General features: G+C 69.5%; 14 protein-coding genes. 8 read left to right on the top strand and 6 right to left on the bottom strand.

Annotated features, from left to right (window positions below; all coding sequences use genetic code 11):
- Positions 1-126: 126 nt before the first annotated feature.
- Entirely contained in the window at positions 127-2,319 is a 2,193-nt protein-coding gene (locus ACWD26_RS02845; RefSeq protein WP_451265527.1) for a DEAD/DEAH box helicase, read from the bottom strand.
- Entirely contained in the window at positions 2,319-3,668 is a 1,350-nt protein-coding gene (gene brxD, locus ACWD26_RS02840) for a BREX system ATP-binding protein BrxD (protein WP_451265525.1), read from the bottom strand. The genes ACWD26_RS02845 and brxD overlap by 1 nt, the downstream gene beginning before the upstream one ends.
- Before the next feature lie 227 nt (positions 3,669-3,895).
- Here brxD and ACWD26_RS02835 point away from each other — a divergent pair, with 227 nt between their 5' ends.
- Both ACWD26_RS02835 and ACWD26_RS02830 read left to right on the top strand, forming a co-directional pair.
- Positions 3,896-5,713, top strand: coding sequence for a GmrSD restriction endonuclease domain-containing protein (locus ACWD26_RS02835; RefSeq protein WP_451265523.1), 1,818 nt, complete (start codon positions 3,896-3,898; stop codon positions 5,711-5,713).
- Positions 5,710-6,762 carry a CBS domain-containing protein gene (locus ACWD26_RS02830; RefSeq protein ID WP_451265521.1) on the top strand — a complete coding sequence of 351 codons (1,053 nt, stop codon included), beginning with the start codon at positions 5,710-5,712 and terminating at the stop codon, positions 6,760-6,762. Before ACWD26_RS02835 ends, ACWD26_RS02830 begins: the two co-directional genes overlap by 4 nt.
- 88 nt (positions 6,763-6,850) lie before the next feature.
- On the opposite strand, the gene pglZ is transcribed toward ACWD26_RS02830, so the two are convergent.
- Together pglZ and pglY are read right to left on the bottom strand one after the other, a co-directional pair.
- Positions 6,851-9,772 carry a BREX-2 system phosphatase PglZ gene (pglZ, locus tag ACWD26_RS02825; protein ID WP_451265519.1) on the bottom strand — a complete coding sequence of 974 codons (2,922 nt, stop codon included), beginning with the start codon at positions 9,770-9,772 and terminating at the stop codon, positions 6,851-6,853.
- Entirely contained in the window at positions 9,769-13,656 is a 3,888-nt protein-coding gene (pglY, locus tag ACWD26_RS02820) for a BREX-2 system ATPase PglY (RefSeq protein WP_451265517.1), read from the bottom strand. Before pglY ends, pglZ begins: the two co-directional genes overlap by 4 nt.
- 109 nt (positions 13,657-13,765) lie before the next feature.
- Here pglY and ACWD26_RS02815 point away from each other — a divergent pair, with 109 nt between their 5' ends.
- The 6 genes from ACWD26_RS02815 (at position 13,766) to ACWD26_RS02790 (ending at position 21,189) form a co-directional block, all read left to right on the top strand.
- Entirely contained in the window at positions 13,766-14,107 is a 342-nt protein-coding gene (locus tag ACWD26_RS02815) for a hypothetical protein (RefSeq protein WP_451265515.1), read from the top strand.
- 8 nt (positions 14,108-14,115) lie between these two features.
- Positions 14,116-14,502 carry a hypothetical protein gene (locus ACWD26_RS02810; RefSeq protein WP_451265976.1) on the top strand — a complete coding sequence of 129 codons (387 nt, stop codon included), beginning with the start codon at positions 14,116-14,118 and terminating at the stop codon, positions 14,500-14,502.
- A 526-nt stretch (positions 14,503-15,028) separates the two neighbouring features.
- Positions 15,029-15,604, top strand: a complete 576-nt coding sequence (locus ACWD26_RS02805) for a hypothetical protein (protein ID WP_451265513.1) — start codon at positions 15,029-15,031, stop codon at positions 15,602-15,604.
- A gap of 4 nt (positions 15,605-15,608) precedes the next feature.
- Positions 15,609-16,277, top strand: coding sequence for a hypothetical protein (locus ACWD26_RS02800; RefSeq protein WP_451265511.1), 669 nt, complete (start codon positions 15,609-15,611; stop codon positions 16,275-16,277).
- Entirely contained in the window at positions 16,277-20,980 is a 4,704-nt protein-coding gene (locus tag ACWD26_RS02795) for a putative T7SS-secreted protein (protein ID WP_451265509.1), read from the top strand. The genes ACWD26_RS02800 and ACWD26_RS02795 overlap by 1 nt, the downstream gene beginning before the upstream one ends.
- Positions 20,977-21,189, top strand: a complete 213-nt coding sequence (locus tag ACWD26_RS02790) for a hypothetical protein (protein ID WP_451265507.1) — start codon at positions 20,977-20,979, stop codon at positions 21,187-21,189. Before ACWD26_RS02795 ends, ACWD26_RS02790 begins: the two co-directional genes overlap by 4 nt.
- A 588-nt stretch (positions 21,190-21,777) precedes the next feature.
- On the opposite strand, the gene ACWD26_RS02785 is transcribed toward ACWD26_RS02790, so the two are convergent.
- Together ACWD26_RS02785 and ACWD26_RS02780 are read right to left on the bottom strand one after the other, a co-directional pair.
- Positions 21,778-22,653, bottom strand: a complete 876-nt coding sequence (locus ACWD26_RS02785) for a hypothetical protein (RefSeq protein ID WP_451265505.1) — start codon at positions 22,651-22,653, stop codon at positions 21,778-21,780.
- A gap of 9 nt (positions 22,654-22,662) precedes the next feature.
- Positions 22,663-23,220 carry a DUF6087 family protein gene (locus ACWD26_RS02780; RefSeq protein WP_451265503.1) on the bottom strand — a complete coding sequence of 186 codons (558 nt, stop codon included), beginning with the start codon at positions 23,218-23,220 and terminating at the stop codon, positions 22,663-22,665.
- Positions 23,221-23,235 lie beyond the last annotated feature (15 nt).

Below are 23,235 nucleotides of genomic sequence, written 5' to 3'. Positions count from 1 at the left end.
CACTTGCAACGGGCCCTTGACGCCTCCGTCGGTGCTCACGGCAACAGTCGCTCACGCTCCGTCAGGAGCACGCGGCAGAGCGGTAGAGAGTGCGCTTGCGCGGCCACCTTGCCGACGACGCAGCCTCTACTGAAAGCGCGTCGGCTCGCCGAGCACCAAGCGGGCGCTCTCGAAGTCGGCCAACCGGGCCGCCACCGTCGCCACGGCAAGGCGTTCCGGAAGGGCGGCGGCGAACTTGAGGCCGCGTACGGCCCGGCGGTCCACGTCAGGCAGGACGAGACTCTCGCCGACGTTCTCACGGGCCATGCGCCATTCGGCCGGGGTGAGGTTGTCACGCAGGCGCAACCAGCTGTCGGTGGGCCGTTGCAGAGGGTCGGTCACCGACTGCAGGGTGGCTGCCAGGGTGGCATTGGCGCGGTAGCCCGCCCAGGTCCACCAGCGGACGTCGGAGCCGACGCGCGTGATCAGCGTGCCGCCCGGGTGCACGATGTCGGGTGCGTCCGTCTCACGCTGTTCGGCCAGGCAGGTCTCCGCACGCCGGGTGAGGGTGACAGGCGGGTCCGTGCCCAGCAGCACTTCGCGCATGGCGCGCGCCAGGGCGAAGGACAGCCCGGCGACACCGCCGTTCATCCACTTGGCGATGCCGCCGCCGTCGGCGGGCTCGACGAAGACCCGCTTGCGCAGCCAGTCAATGTACGTGACCTGCCAGCTACGCCCGCCGAGCAGCAGCCGCCGCGGACCAGGGCGTTCCTCGGTGAGCACACTCGGATCGGTACGGCCGATCTCGGTGCGCCCGGACAGGACGGTGAACTGCGGTGGCGCGGTGAAGGACGCGGTTAGTTCGATGAAGTGCCGCTTGCCGAAACGGCGTTCAGCCTGGGGCCCGACGAACATCATGCCGCCGTCGCTGTCGAGGTAGCCCTCCTCGGTGAGGAAGCGGAGGATCGGGGCGGCGGACCGGTCAAAGGGGGCGAGTCCGTTCCACTGCCGGTCCCACAACTGATCGCCCAGCTTGTGCTGTTGCAGGGTGACGGCCAGCAGTTGCTGGGCTACCAGGTGGCGCGGCTCGGGCGGGGGGACGACCGGTTCCACCCAGCCCCGCGACCACAGCAGCAGCAGGCCGGCCGCCTGCAGCAGCGTGTCCTTGCGGGTGGTGAGGAACAGGCAGTTGCGCACGGTACCGGGGCGTCTGCCCGTGCGACCGATGCGCTGCAGGAACGAGGCGACGGAGGCCGGCGAATCGATCTGGAGGACGCGGTCCAGGTCGCCCACGTCGATGCCCAGTTCCAGGGTCGAGGTGGAGACGATGACGCAGTCGCGTGCCTCGGCGAAGGCCCGTTCAGAACGGGCGCGTTCGTCGACGGAGAGGGAGGCGTGCGACAGGAAGACGGTCACCTCCCGGGCCCTCAGCGCAGCGCCCAACTCCTCGACCTGTCGGCGGGAGTCGCAGAAGACGAGCCTTTTCTCTCCCCTGTGCAGGGCCGCGATGAGTTTGGCGGCGTTGTCCAGGGAGCCCACGTAGTCGAGTTCCACCTCGCCCGCGGGCCCGGGGCGGTCGCCGTCCGCCTCGTCGGGCGTCCCTGCCCCGCCGGGGTCGAGCGGCGGCTCCGCCCCCGGGGCGACGACCTGCCCCGTACGGCTACCGGCGCCGGCGCCCTGCAACCAGCGCAGCAGTTGGGCGGGGTTCCCGACGGTCGCTGAAAGCCCGACGCGCTGGATGGGCCGCCCGGTGACCCTCTCCAGCCGTTCGAGCACGGCGAGCAGGTGCCACCCCCGGTCATCGCCGGCGAAGGCGTGCACCTCGTCGACGACCACGGCCCGCACGCTTCCCAGCAGCCGCGCATGGTCGGTCTTGACGCCGATCAGCATCGCTTCGAGTGACTCAGGCGTGGTGAGCAGGACGTCCGGCGCCTCGGTACGGATGCGCTGCCGCTGCGACTCCTTGGTGTCGCCGTGCCAGAGCGCCGCGCGCCGCCCGAGCCACTGGGCGTAGGAGTCGACGCGGCCGACCAGGTTGTTGAGGAGCGCCTTGAGCGGGCACAGGTACAGGACGGATGTGCCGGTCCACTTCTGTTCGGCCATCGCCGACAGCAGCGGAAAGCAGGCCGCCTCGGTCTTGCCGCCCGCAGTGGGCGCCAGCAGCACGGCGTCCTGCCCGTCCATGAGTGGTGTGATCGCCGCCCGCTGAAGGGGGCGCAGATCGGGCCAGCCGAGGGTGTTGACGATGTGGTGCAGGACGACGGGGTCCAACCGGTCGAGTACGTCGACTCCGTCCCCACCCGGGCCCGTACCGGCGGGGCTCCCCGTGTCCAACGCCATCACAGCTCCAGGTCGATGTCGTCGGCCGACGCGGAGCCGCCGGCGACCGTGGTGGCCAGGTTTCGCTCCACGTCGGTGAGTTCGCCATCGGCGACCGTCAGCCGGTAGTGCTGCCGGGGATCGAAGTCGTCGAACTGGTCCACGCGGTCGAGCACGTCCCCGACCAGCTTCTTCAGAAAGAGGCGGGGAGCCACCCCGACCTTCCCGCCCAGCGCCCCGCCGACGGCCCGCGCGAGGTCCGCGACGTAGGAGTCGTCGACGACCGTACGCACACGCGCGGGCGACGCGGCGGCCTCGGCGTACAGATCCCGGATGGTGGCACCGAGGCCGATCAGAGACTCCTGGTTGAAACCGGGAAGCCTGATCTGTACGGCCCGGGGGTTGTCGAAGCGCGGGTCGGTGGTGAAGTCGGTGGCGAGCCTCTGGGCGAGCGGTGCCAGGCGCTGCACCCCTTGCTGCCCGTCGTAGAAGGCGGGTGTGCCGGTGACGACGAGGTACAGGCCGGGGAAGCGGCCGGAGTGCACCTCGTCGATGAGCTGCCGCAGTGAGTTGAGCGCCTTGTCCCGGGCGTCCGACCGGACCCGCTGGAGCGTCTCCACCTCGTCGAGCACGACGAAGAGTCCGGTGTGCCCGGAGTCGCGCAGCACGGTGAGGAGCCCCTGCAGGAAACCGAGGGCACCGAAGTGGTCCAGGTTTCCGCGCACCCCGGCGGACCTCCGAGCGGAGGCCGCTACATGCGGCTGGCCGCCGAGCCACGCCAGGACGGCCGAGGCGGTCGCCTCGTCCCCGTCCGCGAGGGCGGCCCGGTAACCGCGCAGCGCGGTGGCGAAGGACGGAGCGTGCCGGGACACCTCGGCGAGTCGCGCCACGAGCAGCTTCCCCACCTCCACAGGCAGTTCCTCCTCGGTCACGCCGACCGCGAGGGCGTCCTCCTCCAGGGCGTAGAACCAGGCGTCGACCACGGGCCGTAGGGCACTGGGTGGGAAGCTGGACGTGGTGAGCCTTTCGGTGAGCCGCCGATAGACCGTCTCCAGCTTGTGCAGCGGTGTCTCGTTCTCCGAGATCTGGATCTCGGCCACGGCGAAGTTGCGACGCTTGGCCCGCTCCCCCAGCCAGCGTGTGAAGAACGTCTTGCCTGAGCCGTATTCACCCCGTACGGCCTTGAACACGGACCCCCCGGACGCCACGGCGTCCAGCTCGGCGTCCAGGGCCGTCTCGAACCGGTCGAGGCCGGCGGCCAGCAGATCGAGTCCGCTCTCGGGCACGGCGCCACGCCGCAGCGCGTCGATGACGGTACGGCGGCGGGCTGCGCTCACCTGGACGGGGCGCTTGGATCCGGTGGTGCTCACGGAGACCAGTGTTCCATCTCCCTGTGCGACATGGCCTCGAGGAAGCGTCCCGATGCCCGGTCCGGACCATGTGAGGCCCGCCGCCCCTCTCCTAGAAGCCACGGCCCTGCGACCTGATCCGGGCGGTGCTTCGGTTACCTCGTTGTTCGGTGAACCAGTTGACCGTCACCGGAAAGCGCTGATGAAATCACTCTCCGTACAGACATCAGGGTGGGAAGTGGAGTCACATGGCGGCCCTCGACAACGTGAAGCTGAAGGACGTTCTGGCGGATGTCGCCTCGGGCTCCTTACAACTGCCCGACTTCCAGCGGAACTGGAAGTGGGACGACGACCGGATCCGGGCGATCATCGCGACGGTCACCCTTGACTACCCGCTCGGCGTCGTGATGACGCTGCAGACCGGCGGCGCCACCCGGTTCCGTTCCCGGACCCTCACCGGTGCACGGCCGGACGGGGACCCGGCGGCCGACCTCCTGCTGCTGGACGGACAGCAGCGCCTCACATCCCTCTTCCAGGCCCTGTGGCTGGACGCCCCGGTGGAGACAGCGGACTCCCGGGGCAAGCCCATCCAGCGGTGGTACTACGTCGACATCGCGAAGGCCGTCGGACCGTCCGGGGACCGCGACGAGGCCATCGTGTCCGTCCCGGCCGACAAGGTACTCAGGACGGACTTCAACCGCACCGTGGTGCTGGATCTGAGCAGCACCGAGGCCGAGTGCGCGGTCGGCCTCTTCCCTCTCCACTTCGTCTTCGACGCCCAGCGCGTGAACGAGTGGAAGAAGGCGTACATCAAGGCCGACGAGGACCGGAACTGGGACCTGTGGGGCCAGTTCGACGAAGCGGTCCTCCAGCAGGTCCGCGCCTTCCAGGTCCCGATGATCCGGCTGGGCGCCTCCACCTCCATGGACGCCGTCTGCGCGGTGTTCGAGCGGGTCAACACGGGCGGCGTGCCCCTGAACGTCTTCGAACTGCTCACCGCGACATACGCCGGGGACCGCGACTATGTGGAACAGACCGGGGACTACTACCAGCTCCCCGAGGTGTGGCGTGAGATCAAGCAGGCACTGGCGAGCAAGTACCCCGTCTTCGGCCGCATCGAGAGCGGTCTGGAGAACGGGCTGAGCAGCATCGACTTCCTGCAGGCCATCGCACTGGTACGCACCTGGGAGCGCAAGCAGGCGGGCCTCGGGGCCACGGTGTCCTGCAAGCGCCGCGACCTGCTGGACCTCCCCCTGGCCGACTTCGTCCGCCTGGCGCCCAATCTCGCCGACGCCTTCGCGTGGGTGGGCGACTTCCTGGAACGGCAGTGCATCGTCCGCCCGGCCGACCTGCCGTACAAGACGCAGCTCGTCCCGCTCGCGGCCGTCCGCGCCATCCTCGACACGGCGATGGACGGACTGGGGGCGGAGGAGAAGACCGAGCAGTGGTACTGGTGCGGGGTCCTCGGTGAGATGTACGGCGGCTCCACGGAGACGCGCTTCACCAAGGACGTCGAGCAACTCGTCCCCTGGATCGCGCAGGACGATAGGGCACCCGAGACGGTCACGGAGGCGTTCTTCTTCGCCGACCGCCTCGACACCCTCACCACCCGCAACAGCGCCGCCTACAAGGGGATCTACGCCCTGCTGATCAAGCAGGGGGCGGTGGACTGGCACCACACGGACGCCCCGCTCAGCGCCGGCAGGCTGGACGAGTACGGCGTGGACATCCGGCAGATCTTCCCGAAGACGTGGTTCCGGCGAGGCAACAGCCAGGGTCTGCCCACCAGTTCGATCGTGAACAAGACCCCCCTGTCGTACCGCGCGGCCATGGATATGACGGGGGCGCCGTCGTCGTACCTGTCCACGATGATCGCCGCGTCCGACATGCGTCCCGAGTGGTTCGACGACGTCCTGTCCACCCACCTGATCGATCCGGACGCCTTGCGGGAGAACGACTACGAGCGCTTCTACCGAGACCGCTCCAAGCAGTTGCAGGACCTGGTGCACTCCGCCATGGGCAAGAAGACGATGCTCCGCGACCTGCCGGAGGACGACGCCCGATGACGACCAGGCCTCAGGAGCGGGACCTCGCCTCGCTCAAGGGCAGGACCGTGTCCGTGCAGGAGATCCTCGACCTGTTCCAGGTCAGGGTCCGCAACCACCGGACGGTGCACCGGATCTCGCAGGCCCTGACGGACGCCGGGCTGACCACGCTGCCGGACTTCGCCGTCTGCGGTCTGCGCACCACCGTCGACGTCGTGCCGCTGGCGGCCGTCCCCGCACAGCGCATGCCGGCTGACACGGACGACGAGGCCGACGCGACGGACGAGGCCCTACCCTCGCACGCCCTGCCCCAGCGGCTGCTGCTCGGCGACATCCCGTCAGCGCGGCGCGGCGTGGTGTCCGTGGGCCCCGGCACGCCCCTGTCCCAGACGACCTTTCTGATGCGTACGAAGGGCCTCACCCAGATTCCGGTGACCACCGGGATGGCGCAGGTCCACGGAGTCGTCACCTGGGGATCCGTGGCCAAGATGTACGAAGCGGGGAAGGAGGCCACGCTCGACAACGCGATGGAGAAGGACTCACTGCCCGTCGCCGACGCCCGACAGGAGTTCTTCGCCGCCCTCCCGGTCATCCGCGAGCACGGTTACCTGCTCGTCCGCGGCGACGACGGCTGCCTCTCGGGCATCGTCACCGCCGCCGACGTCACGGAACGCTTCGAGGGGGCGGCGCGCCCCTTCTTCATCGTGGGCGAGATCGAGTCGCTGCTGCGCCGCTGCCTGGGCGCGGCACTGGACACGGAGACCGTCAAGGCGGTCCAGACGAACAAGAAGCCGGAGCACCGCACCGGCCAGGTGTCGGACCTGATGTTCGGCGACTACCTGAGACTCCTGGACGGCGACCAGACGAAGCAGTCCTTCGCCGAGCAGGCCGACCGCAACTGGGAGGCCCTGAAGTGGCCCAACATGCCCCGGGAGCAGTTCATCGGCCTGCTGAAGCGGGTGAAGGACATCCGCAACCGGATCGCCCACTTCGACGAGAAGCCGCTTCCGCCGCAAATGATCGACGAGCTGACGACCTTCGCGAAGGTGCTGCGGGCGTTCGCGTCGTGAGGTAGCAAGGCGGGAGCGGTGCCCTCAACGCGGGTGGACCGCTCAGGGTGCCTCAGGCCCAAGGTCCGAGGCACCCCGCGCCATGTCCTCACCCCGCTCCGAGGGCGAACTGCTCGCGCAGCAGTGCCTCGTGGAGCCGCAGGGTACGGCCGTCCGGCAGGGTCTCCAGAACCTGTACGCCGTCGTAGTTGAGGAGTTGCCGCAGGACGGCGGCGAAACCGTCGCCGCGGGTGACGGGCATGCCGGCGCGCTGGGCGAGCGCGGTCACGGGCAGGGTGCCGCCCGCGTCGAGCAGGGCGGCGATCGCCTTGTGGACCTGCTCCTGCTGCGGCTTGCGGGCCAGACCGCCGAGCTGTCCCTGGTACGTCTCCGAGTCGAGCAGCGTCGTCACGAGCGCCTCTGTCCGGGATACGAGGGTCGGGGTGAGAAGGGAGTCGTCTCCCCCAGTGGTCAGCTCCACGTCGAAGAGCGCCTCGTGTGTGCGCGCGAGCTCCGCCTGCTTCTTCTGGGACTTGCCTGTCGGCTTCTTCGGCACAGAGGGAGTCGCCCCGACGAGCAGCTGAGTGGTGGCCTCGCTCGGCAGCGGTGCCTTCCCCACCTCCTCCGGAGCCCACCAGAGGGGCCGCTGATCCCCCAACTCCCGCCACTCCTTCGGCGGTTCCGCCCCGAACGGCAGGAAGGCGAGTACGGGGATGGTGAACTCGGCGAGCGAGGCCCCGCCGTGGTAGCCGGCCTTGAGGGCGGTGTAGCGGGAGTCGGCGTCCCACAGCGCCACGATGGACGCGCCGGGCTCGGGCCACACCACACGCCGTCCGGAAAGGGCGATCTCCCGGTCGGCGAGGGGACCGTCGGCGGGCAGGCGGTGGCGGGCGGACGCGGGCTCGACAGCGGCGTCGACCTTCCTCCCGTGCCGGTCGACGACGTGGCCGTGGTCGCTTGTGAGGATGACGGCCATGCCCTGAGCCGCCGCCACCCGCAGCAGGTCCCGCAGGCCGGGCAGGTCATCGACTCGCCAGGCCCCGTCGCCGAGCTTCTGTTCCTTGGCGAGGCGGTCGTCGATGGCGTTGAGGACGACGGCGACATGCGTCCGGCCGTCGGCGAGCGCCTCCGTGAGCGCCGGGCCGAAGGTGTCGCCCGCGGTCTCGCCGCGCAGGTCGTCCTTGTGGAAGACGCCGGCCGGGGCGCCGCCCCACAGCTTCAGCGTGGGGAAGAGCCGCTCCTCGTCGGCCTGGGTGCCTTTCATCAGCGTGCCCGCGAACAACGAGGTGCGGGACACGGCCGTCAGGGTGGGAAGTGCGGCGGCCATCGCCCGACGCTGTGGAGTGCCCTCGGGCAGCGGGTCGAACTCCGCCCAAGAAGCGCGCAGTTCCTCGCCGAGTTCGTTCGCTATGGCCGCACTCATGCCGTCGAGTACGAGCAGCACTACCCGCCGCTCCTCCCCGCGCCGCACGACCGGTCCGACCACGCGGTCGAGGAAGGTCTCGACGGTGAGCATGCTGCCGGGCTGGGTGCCGGCCTGCGTCCAGGCGGCCAGAGAGCGCGCGAAGAACGCGTCGATCTGCCGCCGCCGGTCCCGGACGCGGGTGCCGAGGGTGTCGTAGGCGGCCTTGAGGACGGGGTCCGGGTCGCCGCCGGCTTCGATGTGCTCCAGGGCGAGGTCGACCCAGCCGGTCTCGGCGACGTGCCGCTGTATGGCGTCGGCCACCGTGGGGCTCTCGGCAGGCGTGTCGGTGAGCAGCCAGCGGGCGAGGCGCTGCCCCATGCGGGCGCGTTCGATGCGGGCGGACTCCTCCGGTTCGGCAGCGAGCCGGTGGTCCGCCAGGCGCCGGACGGCGTCCGCCACCACGGCCCTGTCTGCCGCTGCGAGCGCCCGTCCGACGGCCGTGAACCGGGCCTCCAGTCCGCCGCGCAGGACGGGGCTCGCCGCGACGGCCTGCTCCGCGCCGAACTGGCGCGCCAGCGCGGCCGCCCGGTCGAGCACGGTGCCGGAGGTGCGGCGTGCCTCGCGGGCCTGGTCCGCGTCACCTCCGCCCGTACGGTGTCCGGCGGCCAACAGCGTCGTGACGTACTCCTCTGCCGCCCTGCCGAAGACGGTCACCAGGGCGTCGAGCTGTTCGCCGACCGCCGGGGCCTGGTCACCGAAGTAGCGTTCGGCGCGGCCCCGGGCCTGGTACGTCTCGGGCGCGGGCTCCGCGTGCTGCCACAGTGCCGCGCAGACGAGGCCGAAGGCGGCGGCGTCCGCACCGCGTTCGGCGTCGACGAGGGGGAGCAGGGCGCGTCCGGCGAGGCCGGCCTGGTCCTCCTCGCCGAGGAAGGCGGTCAGCCCTGCGCGCTCCGGTCCTCGCAGCCCGAGGAGCCGCTCCGGAGCACCGGGGCGGGTCGACCAGTGCAGCAGGGTCTGGGCGTCGAGCCGGTCGTCACCGGGGCGTCGGGTTCCGCCCTCGGTGTCGTAGCGGCCGAGGCGCAGGCGGCGCTGGGTGAGCGCGGTGAGGGCGTACTGGCGGGACAGCCAGCCACCGGGTACGGGTGGCCAGCCGCCGGGCGGCGTGGCGTCGAGCAGGGCTTCGGCGGCCCAGTTGACGTCCTTGAGGCGCGGGTCGATCTGCCGGGCGCCGAACGCCTCGCGGACGACGTCCCAGCTGTCGACGGTGTCGATGCGCAGTTTGTGGACGCGGGCGAGGATGGCCGGGTCGAGTTCGTGCTGCTCGTGGTCGGTGAGGACGACCAGCACGGCGGGGCCGGGCCGGCGGCCCGCGAGGTGGTCGAGGACGAGTTCGTGGACGGCGAGCGGTGAGGGCGCCACCGCGACACCGGCCGTCCGCCCCTCCGCCCAGGCCGGTTCCGCGGGACCGTCCCACTGGGGCGCGGACCGCAGCAGCACGACCCGGCGCCTGCCCCCGCCGTCTCGTGTCAGGGAGGCGGCGAGGGAGGACTGCGAGGACAGGTACTGGGTGATGGTCGCGGTGTTCAGCCGGACGGCGCCCGGGGCAACGGCGGCGGTGTCCGTCATTCGACGACCTTCCAGGTGATCTCGATGGTCGCGTCGGGGTGGCGCACGGCCAGCTCGGACAACTCCGCCTGGAGGTCGGCTGCGGCCCGCGCCGCGGTCGTACGGCGGCCACCGGACGTGCGCGCGGTACCGCTGCCGGAGGAGGCCGGTGTGGGGTTCCCCTGCGGGGCGTACGGGATGCGCGGGTCGCTGGTCGGCGTGTCCAGGGACAGGTCGCCCGCCGTGGGCTGGGGCTGCACGACCGGTGCGGGCGGCTGGGCCGCGGCCTGGGTGCGCTTCACCAGGGCGACGACCTCGCGCTGCGTACGGGCCAGGGCGTCACGCAGGTCAGCGGTGCGCTGGTCGTCGCGGGCCACGTTGCGCAGCGAGTCGAGCAGGGCCGCGCCCTCGGGGCCGAGTCCGGCGGCGAGTTCGAGGGTGCTCCAGGGCGCTGAGGCGACGGCCTCCGCGACGCTGCGGGCCTGCTTGATGGAGGTGCCGTAGCGATCGGCGCTGGTCTCGCCCAGGTCGAAGGTGGCGAGGGCCTCCACGGTCTTCTTCGCCCCGGCGGCGCCCTTGCCGGCCTCCGCCGTGAGGGCGTCCAGCAGTTCCAGGGAGCGGCGGGCGAGCGGGAGCCGCCCGGTGTCGGCGGTCTGGTCGAGGCCGAGGAAGGTGGCGTGGGTCTCCAGCTGGTGCACCAGGTCGGCCGTGTGGTCCCGGTGGGCGCGGGCTGCCTCGATGATCTGGCGGGCGAACTGGTTGACCATCCGGCCGCGCCGCAGGGCGGGAGCCTTCTGCCCGAAGATCGTCTCGAAGCGCTGCCGCGCCGTGTCCCAGTCCGGCTCGGCGGGCAGCGGCTGGCTGCGCAGCGCGTCATGGTCCTTGATCGCCGACAGCTCGGGCGCGGGGTCGAGGACGGTGCCGACGCGCACCCACACCCGGTCGTCCATCTCGGCGAAGGCGGCGACGACGAGCCGGGCGAGGAAGTCGGGCAGGCCGCGCGGGTCGGGCTTGTCGGTCCAGTCGGTCAGGGTGATCAGGGACAGGTCTCCGGTGACGCCCTGGGAGCTGGCGAGCTGCCGGAAGTGGTCGGCCCAGTAGCGGGACAGCTCGAAGTACGCCTCCTTCTGCTGCCCGAGACGCAGGGGCCCGGCGATCCGCTGCATGAGCCTGCGGTCGGCGGCCGGGACCTCCACCCGCCCGTCGCGCGCCTCGGCGGCGGCCCGGACGTGGGCGAAGACCTTCTTGGTGTCGACGGGCTTGACGGCGGTGCCGGTGGCGTCGGGATCGAGGTCGGGATGGGCCGGGTACTGGTGGGCGAGCAGCTTGCCCGCGACGTGCCGGATGCCGTCGTGCAGGCTCTGCCCGAAGGACAGGGTGAGGCCGTCGACGTCGGGCAGCGCGACGAGGTGGTCGTCGAAGTCGGGGACGACGTCGGCGGCCTGCTTCTGTGCGAGTCCGTACGCCTGCTTGAAGGCGCCCTTGACCTGCTTGAGCAGAGCCTCGCGCTGGGTCTCCAGGAGGCCCTTGGCGCGGCTGCGGTTGTCGGCGTTGAGGTGACCTGCGTACTGGGTGTCGAAGCGGTGCTCGTCGGCGAGGGCCTTGTCGATGACGACGAGACGCCGGAAGTCGGCGAAGCGCTGCGCGGACAGGTGCGCGGGCAGCCAGGCGACGATGCGGGACCGCTCGCCCTGCTGCCGCTCACGCAGCCGCCGGATCCGGTTGACGTCCTCGACCGGGCCCCACTCGCCCTCGTCGAAGGGAAGGTCTATGGCGATGCGCCAGCGGCCCTCCTCCTGCGGCATCAGGTCGTGGTCGGGCAGCTCGTCCTCGTCGGCGACGTTCCCGAAGACGATCTCGGTGGCGCGGGCGGTCCCGCGCCAGGTAAAGCTGAGCTGGTCGCTCAACTGGCCGTGCTCGACACCCAGTTCCTCGGACAGCAGACGGCGGGCGAGCGCGACCCGGTTGCCGGGGTTGTCGTTGACCTGCGCGTTGGCGATGACGGAGTCCACATCGACGCCGGACAGCTCCAGCCGTACGCCGGGGTTGGCGTCGGTGCCGGTCTCCTTGATCTCGGGGAACCGGGCCGCCCACTCGGCGACCTTGTTCTTGATGATGCCGACCTCGGCGCCCGGGATCGGCGCGAGGACCGACCCGTGGTTGAGCGCGCCGAGCCGCCGGATGGTCAGCTCGGAGAGGGCGGGCACGCTGGGCGCGAGCGCCGACAGCAGCAGTGTGCACACGAGCCGGTTGTCGCCGACGAACATCCGGCAGCCGCCCAGCCGCTTCGGGTCGGTGAGGGACTCGGGCCGGTTGCGGTACTGCTCGACGTCGTCCTCGGTGATGTCGTACGAGCTGAGCAGGTAGGGCCGCAGCTTCGTCTTGTAGAGCTTGTCGGCGGCCTCGAAGACGACCTTCAGGCTGTCGGTGAACGGCTTGTCGCCGCCCTCCGCGATCACCGGGTAGAGGTCGCCGACCGGGACGAGCTGTCCGAGGCGGATCTCGTCGCGGTGGTCGGCGAGCAGCTGGCCCATCAGCTTCAGACCGGTGCGGGAGCGCTGCAGCGCGGACGAGATGTGGACGAGGGTGTCCATGAACGCCGGCGAGAACGGGTACGTCAGCCGGAACGACTCCGCGTCCGCGCCGGTGGTGCCCTTCTCCGAGCCGAGCAGGGTGTCCCAGACCTGCGGTCCGACCCGCTTGGTCTGCTCGAAGGCGGCGTCGACCTGCTGGGCCGCCTCGTCGTTCCTGGGCTTGAGGAGGCGGGCGTGGGCGATCTGCGGGAGGTTGCGGTCCTCCAGGGTGATCTTGTCGAACCGGCCGGAGGCCAGGTTCAGGGTGTCCTGGATGGACGACTCCGCCGCGCCGGACACCTCCTCGCCGACCAGCTCGCGCAGGTCGCGCTGCCGGGCGATGAACGACACGACGGGGATGGCGCGGCGGGCGTCGCCGCCCTCCACGAAGTTGGTGATCTTGCTGGCCTCACGCGCCACGAACTTCTGGTCGTGGATGAGGGTGGCCAGCCAGAGGATCAGCTCGTCCATGAACAGGATCAGCCCGTCGTAGCCGAGCGACTTGGCGTGCTCGGCGATGACGGACAGACCGGCGTCCAGGGAGATGAAGCCGTGCTCGTCCTCGGCGGCGTTCCTGGCGAAGCCGGGGAGGAGGGTGGTGCCGGCGTCGTTGACAAGCTTGGCCCGCAGCTCGGCCGGGGTGGAGGGGTTGGTGAGGTTGAGCGCGGTGCCCGCCTCGTGGTTCTCCTCGGCGGCGAGCGCGGTGTCCAGGAGCTGTGGGGTCCAGGCGAAGCCCTCGCCCCACTCGTCCTCGTCATCGTCGTCCATGCCGGTGCCGAGCCCTCGGATGACGGCCTCGTCGCCCATGTTGGCGCGCATGGCGCGAATGTCGGCGAAGAGGGAGTCGGTCCGGTAGACCTGCGGGGTCGGCGCCTCCGGGTGCAGTTTCTTGACGTGGTGCACGTACCCGCCGAGGACGCGCTGCTCCAGGGCCTTCGCGCCGAGCATGTGGTACGGCACGAGCAGGAACCTCTTGCCGTCCGTGCTCAGCCACTCGTGCTTGGTCAGCACCGGGTCGAACTCGGTGCGGGAGCGGGCGGCCGGGTCGCCGCTGAGCAGCGCGTACAGCACGGCCATGAAGTGCGACTTACCGGAACCGAACGAGCCGTGCAGATACGCCGCCTTGGAGCGGTGCCCGTCCAGCGCGGACTTGATGAGGGCCAGCGCCTCGTCGAAGTTCTCCAGCAGCCGCTCGGTGACGACGTAGTCCTTGAGCGCGTGCTGGGCGCCCTCGGGTGTCGTCGCCTCGGCGAGGGACAGCACGAAGTCCGAGGTGGAGATGGACTCCTTGATGGTGATGACATCACGGAGGAGGGGCGGCTGCTGGGCCATTAACGGTCACGCTCTCCATCTGGCGGCTTCCGTCGCCGCTCGTACTCGATCGTGTGAGGTGTTTACTACCGATTGGCTGCCCTGCCGGACCCTCGGTATGGTCGACGGTATGGCAACAAAGAAGTACACCGTGACGCTCCCCGAGGAACTGGCCGAGGCCATCCGCGCCGAGGTCGGCCCCGGCGGCTTCAGCCGTTATGTCACGCAGGCCATAGAGCTCCAGCGGGAGCGCGACCGCCTCAGCGAGGCGGTCGACTGGTGGGAGAAGGAATACGGAGAGATCACTGAGGCAGAGATGGCCGAGGCAGAGGCCGAGCGCCGTGAGATCGAGCGCAGGCATGCGGACCTCGCGCGTGCACAACGCGTAGCCGAAGAGGCACAGGAGCCATCCACCCCAGCGCAGAGGGCTGAGGCGTCTGCGGCGCACGAAGCATCCCGGGAGGCCGCGTGAGCGGCGCGATGGCCTACCTGCTCGACAGCGAGGGACTGTCCCAGTGGGTCCGGGGGGAACGCCGGATGGGCATGCGCATCAAAGACGCTCTCAAGGTCGGCACTCGCGTCATGACCACGTCGATGACGCTGATCGAGGCCTACGACCCGACGCGCTATCTCCCGTCCTGGAAGTGGGCGCTCTCGCAGATTCGTGTCGAAGCGGTGACTGAGGAGATCGCCAAGGAGGCCACCGGCCTTCTCAAGGAAACGGGCCTGCACGGCCACAAGTACGCCATCGACGCGGCCCTCGCCGCCGTCGCCCTGCGGCAGCCCGGCCCGGTCACCGTGTTCACGTCGGACGAGGACGACATGCGCAAGCTGTGCGCCGACCGCGTGGTCGTCGTGAAGCTCTGAGCCGAACACGGCCCGTCCCCCTTCGCGCTTCGCTTCCTTCGCTGTGCCCGCGCTCCCCTTGACGCCCGCTGGGGCAAACCGACTCGCCCACGTGGTGCGATGCCACCCCGGTTCGAGGCCGGTCACCGGTCCAGATCGTAGGGGAGAATCCGGAAATACGGGTAGGCGGCGATACACGCGACGTGCCAATCCTACGAACGTCCGCACGCTGAGCATCACGCGGGAAGAGAACCGCGCGATCCGGACGCACTGACCGCGGGGAGCGCCGCTTCGGCTTCGGCGTACCTCCCGAGCCGGAACAGTGCCCGCCCGACCTGGAGCGGGCGGCGAGGACCGTACGGTGGTCCGCGCCGAGGAGGCGCTGTGCGAGGTCCGGCACCGTCGACGATTAGGCAGGCGGGTGCCCAGCTGCTGCCCTTGAGCAAGACGTGCAGCGTGCCGACCGCGCCGGGCGTCAGTGACGCATCCCTGCGGCATAGAGTTTGGCGTTTGCAGCTCGTAGTGCGTCGATGCGATGATCGCGCGCATGTCCGATCACAGGGGAGGCGGTGGACCGGCGGAGGGAAAGCGCCGGTCCAGGATCTACGACTACCTGGAGCCGACCGCCCCGGCGGAGCCGGTCGAAGCCACTCCCCCGCCCCCGCCTGAACCCGTTCCGGATGTCGCTCCTGAGGTGCCTGTGACGGACCAGGCCGCCATCCGCCGTCGGCGGCGCGAAGCCGCCGCTCTGCTCGGTGAGTTCCGGCGTACGGCGGTCCTGGTGCCCCTGTCGGTGGACGGCGACCCGCTCACCGGGGAGTTCGGTGGTATCCGCTGGATCTACGCCTTCTCGGACGAGCCCTCCCTGGCCCGATTCGCCATCGCAAGGGGCGAAGGAACGCGTGAGTGGACGTACGACCGTGTCCTGGGCGCCCGACTGCTGGATGCGGCGATCCCGGCGATGCCGGTGCCGTACGGGGTGGCGCTGGACGTCGGCAGCGAGGGTCAGGGCGCACTGTTCCCGCCGGTCATGGGGACCGTGCCGGAGGCGGCGGCGCTGGACGCGGGCGTGGACGCAGGCACCAACGATATGAACGGGGTGCCCCGAACGGGGAGGAGTTGAGTCGATGAGCGACGGCGGAGGCGAGGGCAAGGACCTCCAGGTGGAGGGCCTGGCCCTGATCACCGAGGGCATCAACCTGGCCATGTCCGAGCTCCGCGAACTCGGCATGCTCGGCGAGACGAGCGTGGGCCGCGGGTTCTCCGATCTGGCCCTGTCGGGCCTGGAGTTGGGGCACGGCGGTCTGACGTCGGCGCTCGACTCGTTCTGCGAGCGCTGGGAGTGGGGCGTGCGCGCGCTAATCCTGGAGGGCAGTGCCTTCGCGGAGGCCGTAGGCCTGTCCGCCGGCACGTTCCACGAGACCGAGCAGTACATCGACGGGACCTTCAAGATCGCGGCGAACTCCGTCATCGGCAACCCGCACCTCAGTGAGGACCAGGTCACCCAGATGTCCTGGGGTGAGATCGGCGACAACCACATGTTCGCCACCTCCGACTGGAGCGGGGAGTCCTGGGAACGGGCGCAGCAGAACGTCGACCAGACCTGGAACGACACTCAGCGCGACGTACTGACCTCCCCCGTCCTCCAGAACGGGCCGGCCGACCCGCAGGAGTCGATGGGCATGACCGACCAGCAGTACGAGGCATGGCTGGACCAGCAGTACGGCCCCTCGCGCGAGGAACGCGAGCAGGCGGCCCAGGCCGACGGACAGCAGCAGAGCGGGGGCGGCAGCTGATGGGTGGCTGGATCCCGGACGGTGTGGAAGACAAGCTCAAGGGTGCCGCCAACACCGTCGTCGGCAAGGCCGAAGAGGTCTACGACGACGGTAAGGAGGTCGTCGGCAGGGCTATCGACGAGGGCACCGACTACGCCGGCAAGCGCCTGGACGAGATGGGTCTCCACCAGGCGGCGGACAAGGTGGAGGACTGGGGCGACGGTGCCGCCTCCGCCCTGGGGGCCACCCCCGGCGAACAGCAGCTCGGCCAGACCGAGCAGGCCAACGAACTGATCCACGGCAATGTCGGCCGCATCCAGGAGAGCGCCAAGCACCTCAGGGACTTCCACACGGCCTTCGACAAGGTCGGCGACGGCATGCGCAAGTTGGATTCCTCCCGGTGGAAGGGCCAGGCCGCCGATACCTTCCGCGAGAAGTTCGCCATGCACCCGAAGAAGTGGATGCGTGCGGCGGACGCCTGCGACAAGGCCGCCAAAGCGCTCGACTCGTACGCGGACACCGTGAAGTGGGCGCAGGGGCAGGCTCAGGACGCCATCGACGCATACAAGGCCGGGGTGAAGGCCTCGGAGGCGGCGGTGAAGGCGTACAACTCCAAGGTCGACGCGTACAACGCCAAGGTGAAGGCCGGCGAGGATCCCGGGCCCAGGCCGGCCGAGTTCAGCGACCCCGGCAAGGCGGACATCGCCCGCGCCCACGAACTCCTCAAGGAGGCCCGCCGCCAGCGCAACGAGGCCGCGCGCACCGCCACGACCTCGGTCAAGGCGGCCCTGGAGCACGCCCCCGCGGAACTACCGCCCGCACTCAAGCTCGCCGCCAACATCACCGACTACGGGGCGTCGAAGGGGACGGAACTCCTCCATGTCGCCGGTGGCGTCGTCAAGGGCGGCGCGGGCATCATCACCTTCGCCCGCAGCATGAACGCCCTCGACCCGTACAACGTCGCCCACCCCGCCGAGTACTACCAGAACGTCAACATGACCCTGTCCGGGTTGGTCTCGACGGCGGCACACCCGGACCGGGCTCTGAAGGACACCTGGCAGTCCGTCAAGAAGGACCCGTCCGAGTTCACCGGCCGGGTCATCCTCGACCTCCTGGGGACCAAGGGGGCGGGGGCGGCGCGTGGCGTGGCTACGGGCGGGATCAAAGGCACGCTCAGACACACCGTCGAGGACGTGCTCGAGTCGGGCAAGAAACCGGATATGTCGGCGCGAGAGAGGGTCAGCGACGGTCCCGGCCGGGACTCGCGCCAGCCCGACGCGGTGGAGTCGAAGGGCTCCGACCCGATCGACTTCGCCACCGGCCGGATGTACCTTCCCCAAACAGACCTGAGCCTGCCCGGCGCCCTTCCTCTGGTGTTCAGACGCCGCGTCGAGTCGGGCTACCACCTGGGCAAGTGGTTCGGCCCGTCCTGGTCCTCCACCGTCGACCAACGCCTGGAGATCGACGCCGAGGGCGTCATCTTCATCACCGAGGACGGCCTGCTCCTCGCCTACCCCCACCCCGCGCCGGGCGCCCCGACCCTCCCGAGCCACGGCCCCCGCTGGCCGCTGGACCGCGAGGACGGCGGCTACACGGTCACCGACCCCGCTACGCGCCGCACCTGGCACTTCACCGACCGCCGGGACGATCTCGCCGTCCTCGAACAGATCGACGACCGCAACGGCAACTGGCTCACCTTCGAGTACGACACCGAAGGTACCCCGCTCGGCATCGTCTCCAGCGCCGGATACGAGGTACGCGTCACCACGGAGGCCGGCCGGATCACAGCCCTCCACCTGGCCACGACCGGTCAGGAACTGAAGCGCTACGGCTACACGGACGGCAACCTCACCGAGGTCGTCAACTCCTCTGGCCTCCCCCTCCGCTTCACCTACGACGAGGCCGGCCGCGTCACCTCCTGGACGGACACCAACGACTGCGCCTACTCGTACGAGTACGACGACCAGGACCGCTGTATCGCCGAGGGCGGCACGGACGGGCACATGACCCTGCGCGTCTCGTACGACGACACGGACCCCGACACGGGCCTACGCGTCACGACCACCACGACCGGCGAGGGCCACACCCGCCGCTTCCTCATCAACGACGCGTGGCAGGTGGTCGCCGACATCGACCCCCTGGGCGCGGTCACCCGCTACGAACGGGACCGCTACAACCGCCTGCTGTCCCTGACGGACCCCCTGGGCCACACGACCACGTTCCGCTACGACGAGTCCGGCAACCCGACGGTCGTCACACGCCCGGACGGCCGCGAGGCGAGAGCCGAGTACAACGAACTCGGCCTGCCGACACGGGTGGTGAACCCGGACGGCACCGTGACCCGCCAGACGTACGACGAACGCGGCAACCGCACATCGGTGACCGCCCCCACCGGCCTCACCACCCACTACACCTACGACGACGCGGGCCGCCTGACCGCCGTCACCGACCCCGTCGGCCACACGACGACGGTCCGCTGCGACCCCGCCGGTCTCCCGCTGGAAATCACCGACCCGCTCGGCGCGGTCACCCGCTACGAACGTGACCCCTTCGGCAGGCCCGTCACCATCACGGACCCGACGGATGCGGTGACCCGGCTGGAGTGGACGGTGGAAGGCCGCCTCGCCCGCCGCACGGCCGCCGACGGCACCACGGAGTCGTGGACGTACGACGGTGAGGGCAACTGCACCACCCACACCGACGCGATGGGCGGCGTCTCCCGCTTCGAGTACACCCACTTCGACCTGCTGACGGCCCGCACGGGCCCGGACGGCGTACGCCACGAGTTCGCGTACGACCTGGAGCTGCGGCTGACGAAGGTCACCAACCCGCAGGGACTGGTCTGGAGTTACGAGTACGACCCGGCAGGCTCGCTGATCGCCGAGACGGACTTCGACGACCGCACCCTCACCTACGCTCACGACGCGGCGGGCCGCCTGACGTCCCGCACGAACGCGCTCGGACAGGTGGTGTCGTTCGAGCGCAACGCCCTGGGCCAGCTACTCCGCAAGAACGCGGCGGGCGACGTCACGACATACGCGTACGACATGACGGACCAACTCGCCCAGGCGACCGGCCCGGACGGCACGACGCTGACGATCCTGCGCGACCGCTTCGGCCGGGTGCGCTCGGAGACGGTCGACGGCCGCCGGCTGACGTACGCGTATGACGATCTGGGCCGCCGCGTCGGCCGCACGACCCCGACCGGCGCGACGACGACCTGGACGTACGACGCGGCGGGCCGCCGCATGGGGATGACAGCCGCGGGACACACCATCGACTTCACCTACGACGAGGCCGGCCGCGAACTGACCCGCCGCATCGGCGAGACGGTCACCCTGGCGCACACATTCGACCCCGTGGGCCGCCTGACCACCCAGTCGGTAACGGACGCATCCGGCCGCCCGATCCAACACCGCGCGTACACCTACCGCGCCGACGGCAACCTCACCGGCATCGCCGACCGACTCTCCGGCACCCGCCGCTTCGACCTCGACGCGGCAGGCCGCGTGACGGCGGTCCACGCGGCCGACTGGACGGAGAGATACGCCTACGACGAGGCGGGCAACCAGACTTCGGCGTCCTGGCCCTCGGCCCACCCCGGTCAGGAGGCCACCGGTCCCCGCGCCTACACAGGCACGCGCATCACCCGCGCGGGAGGCGTCCGCTACGAACACGACGCGTTGGGCCGCATCACCCTGCGCCAGAAGACCCGCCTGTCCCGCAAACCGGACACCTGGCGGTACGAGTGGGATGCCGAGGACCGCCTGACGTCCGTGACGACCCCGGACGGCACGCGCTGGCGGTACACGTACGACCCGCTGGGCCGCCGTACGGCGAAACTCCGCTTGGCGGACGACGGCGAAAGGGTGGTCGAGCACGTCGGCTTCACCTGGGACGGCACCACCCTCTGCGAACAGACCACCACATCTCCGACCCTGCCCAACCCGGTCACCCTCACCTGGGACCACCAGGGCCTGCGCCCCATCACCCAGACCGAACGAATAACGGCGGCAGACGCTCCCCAGCAGGAGATCGACTCCCGCTTCTTCGCCATCGTCACGGACCTGGTGGGCACGCCAAGCGAACTCATCGACGAGGAGGGCGAGATCGCATGGCGGACCCGTAGCACGCTGTGGGGCACAACGGCCTGGGCGGCCGACAGCACCGCCTACACCCCTCTGCGGTTCCCCGGTCAGTACTACGACCCCGAAACGGGCCTTCACTACAACTACTTCCGCCACTACGACCCCGAAACCGCCCGCTATCTGACCCCCGACCCGCTCGGTCTCACCCCCGCACCCAACCCCACCACCTATATCCCCAACCCGCACACCTGGACCGATCATCTCGGACTTGCGCCAGACTATGACCTCACAGACCTAGGCAATGATTGGTATCGATCACCGGCAGGCTTGGATTACGGCCCAGGGTCCGCAGAGGGACATCGCATCCTCCATGTCATGGAACATGCTCGTGAGAACCCCTCAAAGCCCATGCATGGAGTGTTCGATACCGGGTCCAAGGGCATCCTGGAAACCGTTGATGAAGCCTGGGGAAGGCGAGACCTGGCCGTATCGGTGAACCAACAAGGAGCACGCTCGACATTCATCATTCCGATGGAACGACAAGTAGGCTTCAATGCGGGGGAAGAATATATATCCATCACAGTCGAACACGGAAATGAAGTAATCACCGCTTTCCCGAGGAGTTGGCCCAGATGAGAAAGATTCCTTGCCCTCACTGCGGACAGGACTGGATCAGGAAATACAGAACAAAAGACCTAAGATTCATCTTCTTCATGTGCCCGGAATGCGAGTCGCTTTGGCTGCACGAAGAAGATCTGGAGGAGGAAACCGAACTCTATCTGAGCGAGTACCTACCTCAGTACGATGCATCATCCGTCTGGGACAATATCGAGGAGATCAGCTAAACGCTGCACATGCTCGAAGTCCTGTACATCAACCCGCTCTGGTGGGTTTGCTTTCTCACAAGCTCCTGGGCGAAGCCCAGAGGGCGCGACCTCTGACACCCGACGGACGGGTGTGCCACAACTTCCTCTCGGTAGCGATCGTTGTGTTGTGCGGGCAGGCGATTCCCCTGCCCAAGGGCTGGCGCCTGTCCTACCCTGACGGCACAACGCTCACGCAGTCGGCCGAATCAGGTCAGACGGGTTCGCGGCGTCCGTGCTCTTCGGTGAATGGGTGATCGAGACCCAGCCCGCGTTCGCGCCTGTCGAAGGAGTCGTTCATCAGCGCAATTCCCTCCTCCACCCAACGCCGGATTCGATGCGCTGCATGCATGGTGAGGGAATCCACGATTTCTTCGCCCGGGAGATCGTCTCCCTGGCCCCGCCCCAGGTGTCCGATGCCACAGCGGGTTCTCGCGGTTCGCGGTGATCAGCAAGGCAGGATGACGAACGAGCCCTCACGCCCACAGATCACCGCCCCCGGCGGCGATGACGAGAATACCCGCGGCATCAGCCACCCGTCGGCAGTCAGTCAGGGGTGCCCTTGCGGCATTAAGGCTGAGGTTCCTCCAGCTTGCTGGCGGTGGCCTCCACGCCGGACTGTTCCGCACGTGGGGTGGCGAAAGGCACTTTGTCTTCCACGACTTCGCCGTCCACGACTTCCCCATCCATAACCCGGGGCGAGGGTTCCGCCAGTGGCAGGCCGGCGAGGTGATTCTTGAGCCTCTTGGCCATCGGCAGGTAGGTCGCAAGGGTGAGCCCGCCGGAGACAACGGCCCCAACGACGGGGATAGCCTTCGAAACACTCTTCGCGAAGGAATCCTTTGTCATCTTGACGCCGAGGAAGGCTGCGACTTTTTTGACGATGGGATAGATGAGACCCTTGGTGAGTGCCTTCTGGGGCAACTTCTTGGCGGCCTGCTCCGACATCATCGCCGCGACCTTCCCCACAGCGGTGTTCGCCGACTGGGTGCCGACCATCACGCCGAAGAACAGCGTGAGCACGCCCATCGTCGCGTCATCGACGTCATCGCCGTCGTCGGAGAACAGATCGGGCCAGCTGTAGAGGTACGCGAGCTTCTGCGCGATACGCAGCATGTGGCCGAAGTACTGGGCCAGGTCGGCGGGCACGGTGGCGGGAAGAGCGAGGACGCCGGGTATCCCGGCAGCCGCGGAGAGAGCGCTCACCTTGGCGGTTTCCAAGCGGATGGAGTCGTTGGCCACTTTGTCGAGAACCTCGACGTCGATGCCCGCCGCAGCGGGAGACTCTTCTACCGCCCTTCGGATGTCGTCCTCGGAGCAGTGGCGAGCCAGCGCACTGCGGAGGTACGTCTCCCTGTTGATACGCACACCCGGAAGCTTCGCTGCTGCCAGCAGCACCGCGGAGAAGCGCGACTCGGGGTTCTCGACCTCTTTACCCTGCTTCATGGCAAGAACTTACCGTAGCTCCGGGCCCCAAGGACCAGACTCTGCAGGCTCCGTTGAGGTCTCGCTGTGTGAGTGACAGTGACGTGTGGCCAACTCCCCTCGCGATGAGGGGGCCGCCAGGTCCGGGCGGTGACGCCGGCTTCCTCGCGCAGCTCGCGCTCTTCCGGTGTCTCGGCGTCCCCCGGACAGGTGCATGTACTCACCGCCGTGCTGGGGCTGGTCGTTCCAAGGCCACGCCAGGCGTGCGCCGTCAGGGCTTGCGGTGCGTCCTCGGCCGGGCCCTAGGCCGGGGTGGGCGGGCCGGTCGGCGGGCCCGTTCTCGGGCTCGGGGGCAGGTACGTGACCGAGGAACTCCCGGGCAGCATGCGCGTTCGGGGCGACCCCGACGGGCACCCACGCGTGCCCGTCCCATGCCAGCAGAGAGCGCGGGGCGTTGGGGGCCACGTGGGAGGCGCGGGCACCGTCGGCGAGGGGGACGGCGCGGCGTGTGCCGAGCATCTCCCGTTCCGCCGCCCGTCGCCGGTCGCGTCGGGCGGCCCACTCGTGCAAGGGCTCCTCTTCTGCCATCTCACGTCCTCTTGG

Source organism: Streptomyces sp. NPDC002787, from assembly GCF_053592095.1.
The sequence above is the reverse complement of the archived record's forward strand: the minus strand, read 5'-3'. Positions and strand labels throughout refer to the sequence as shown.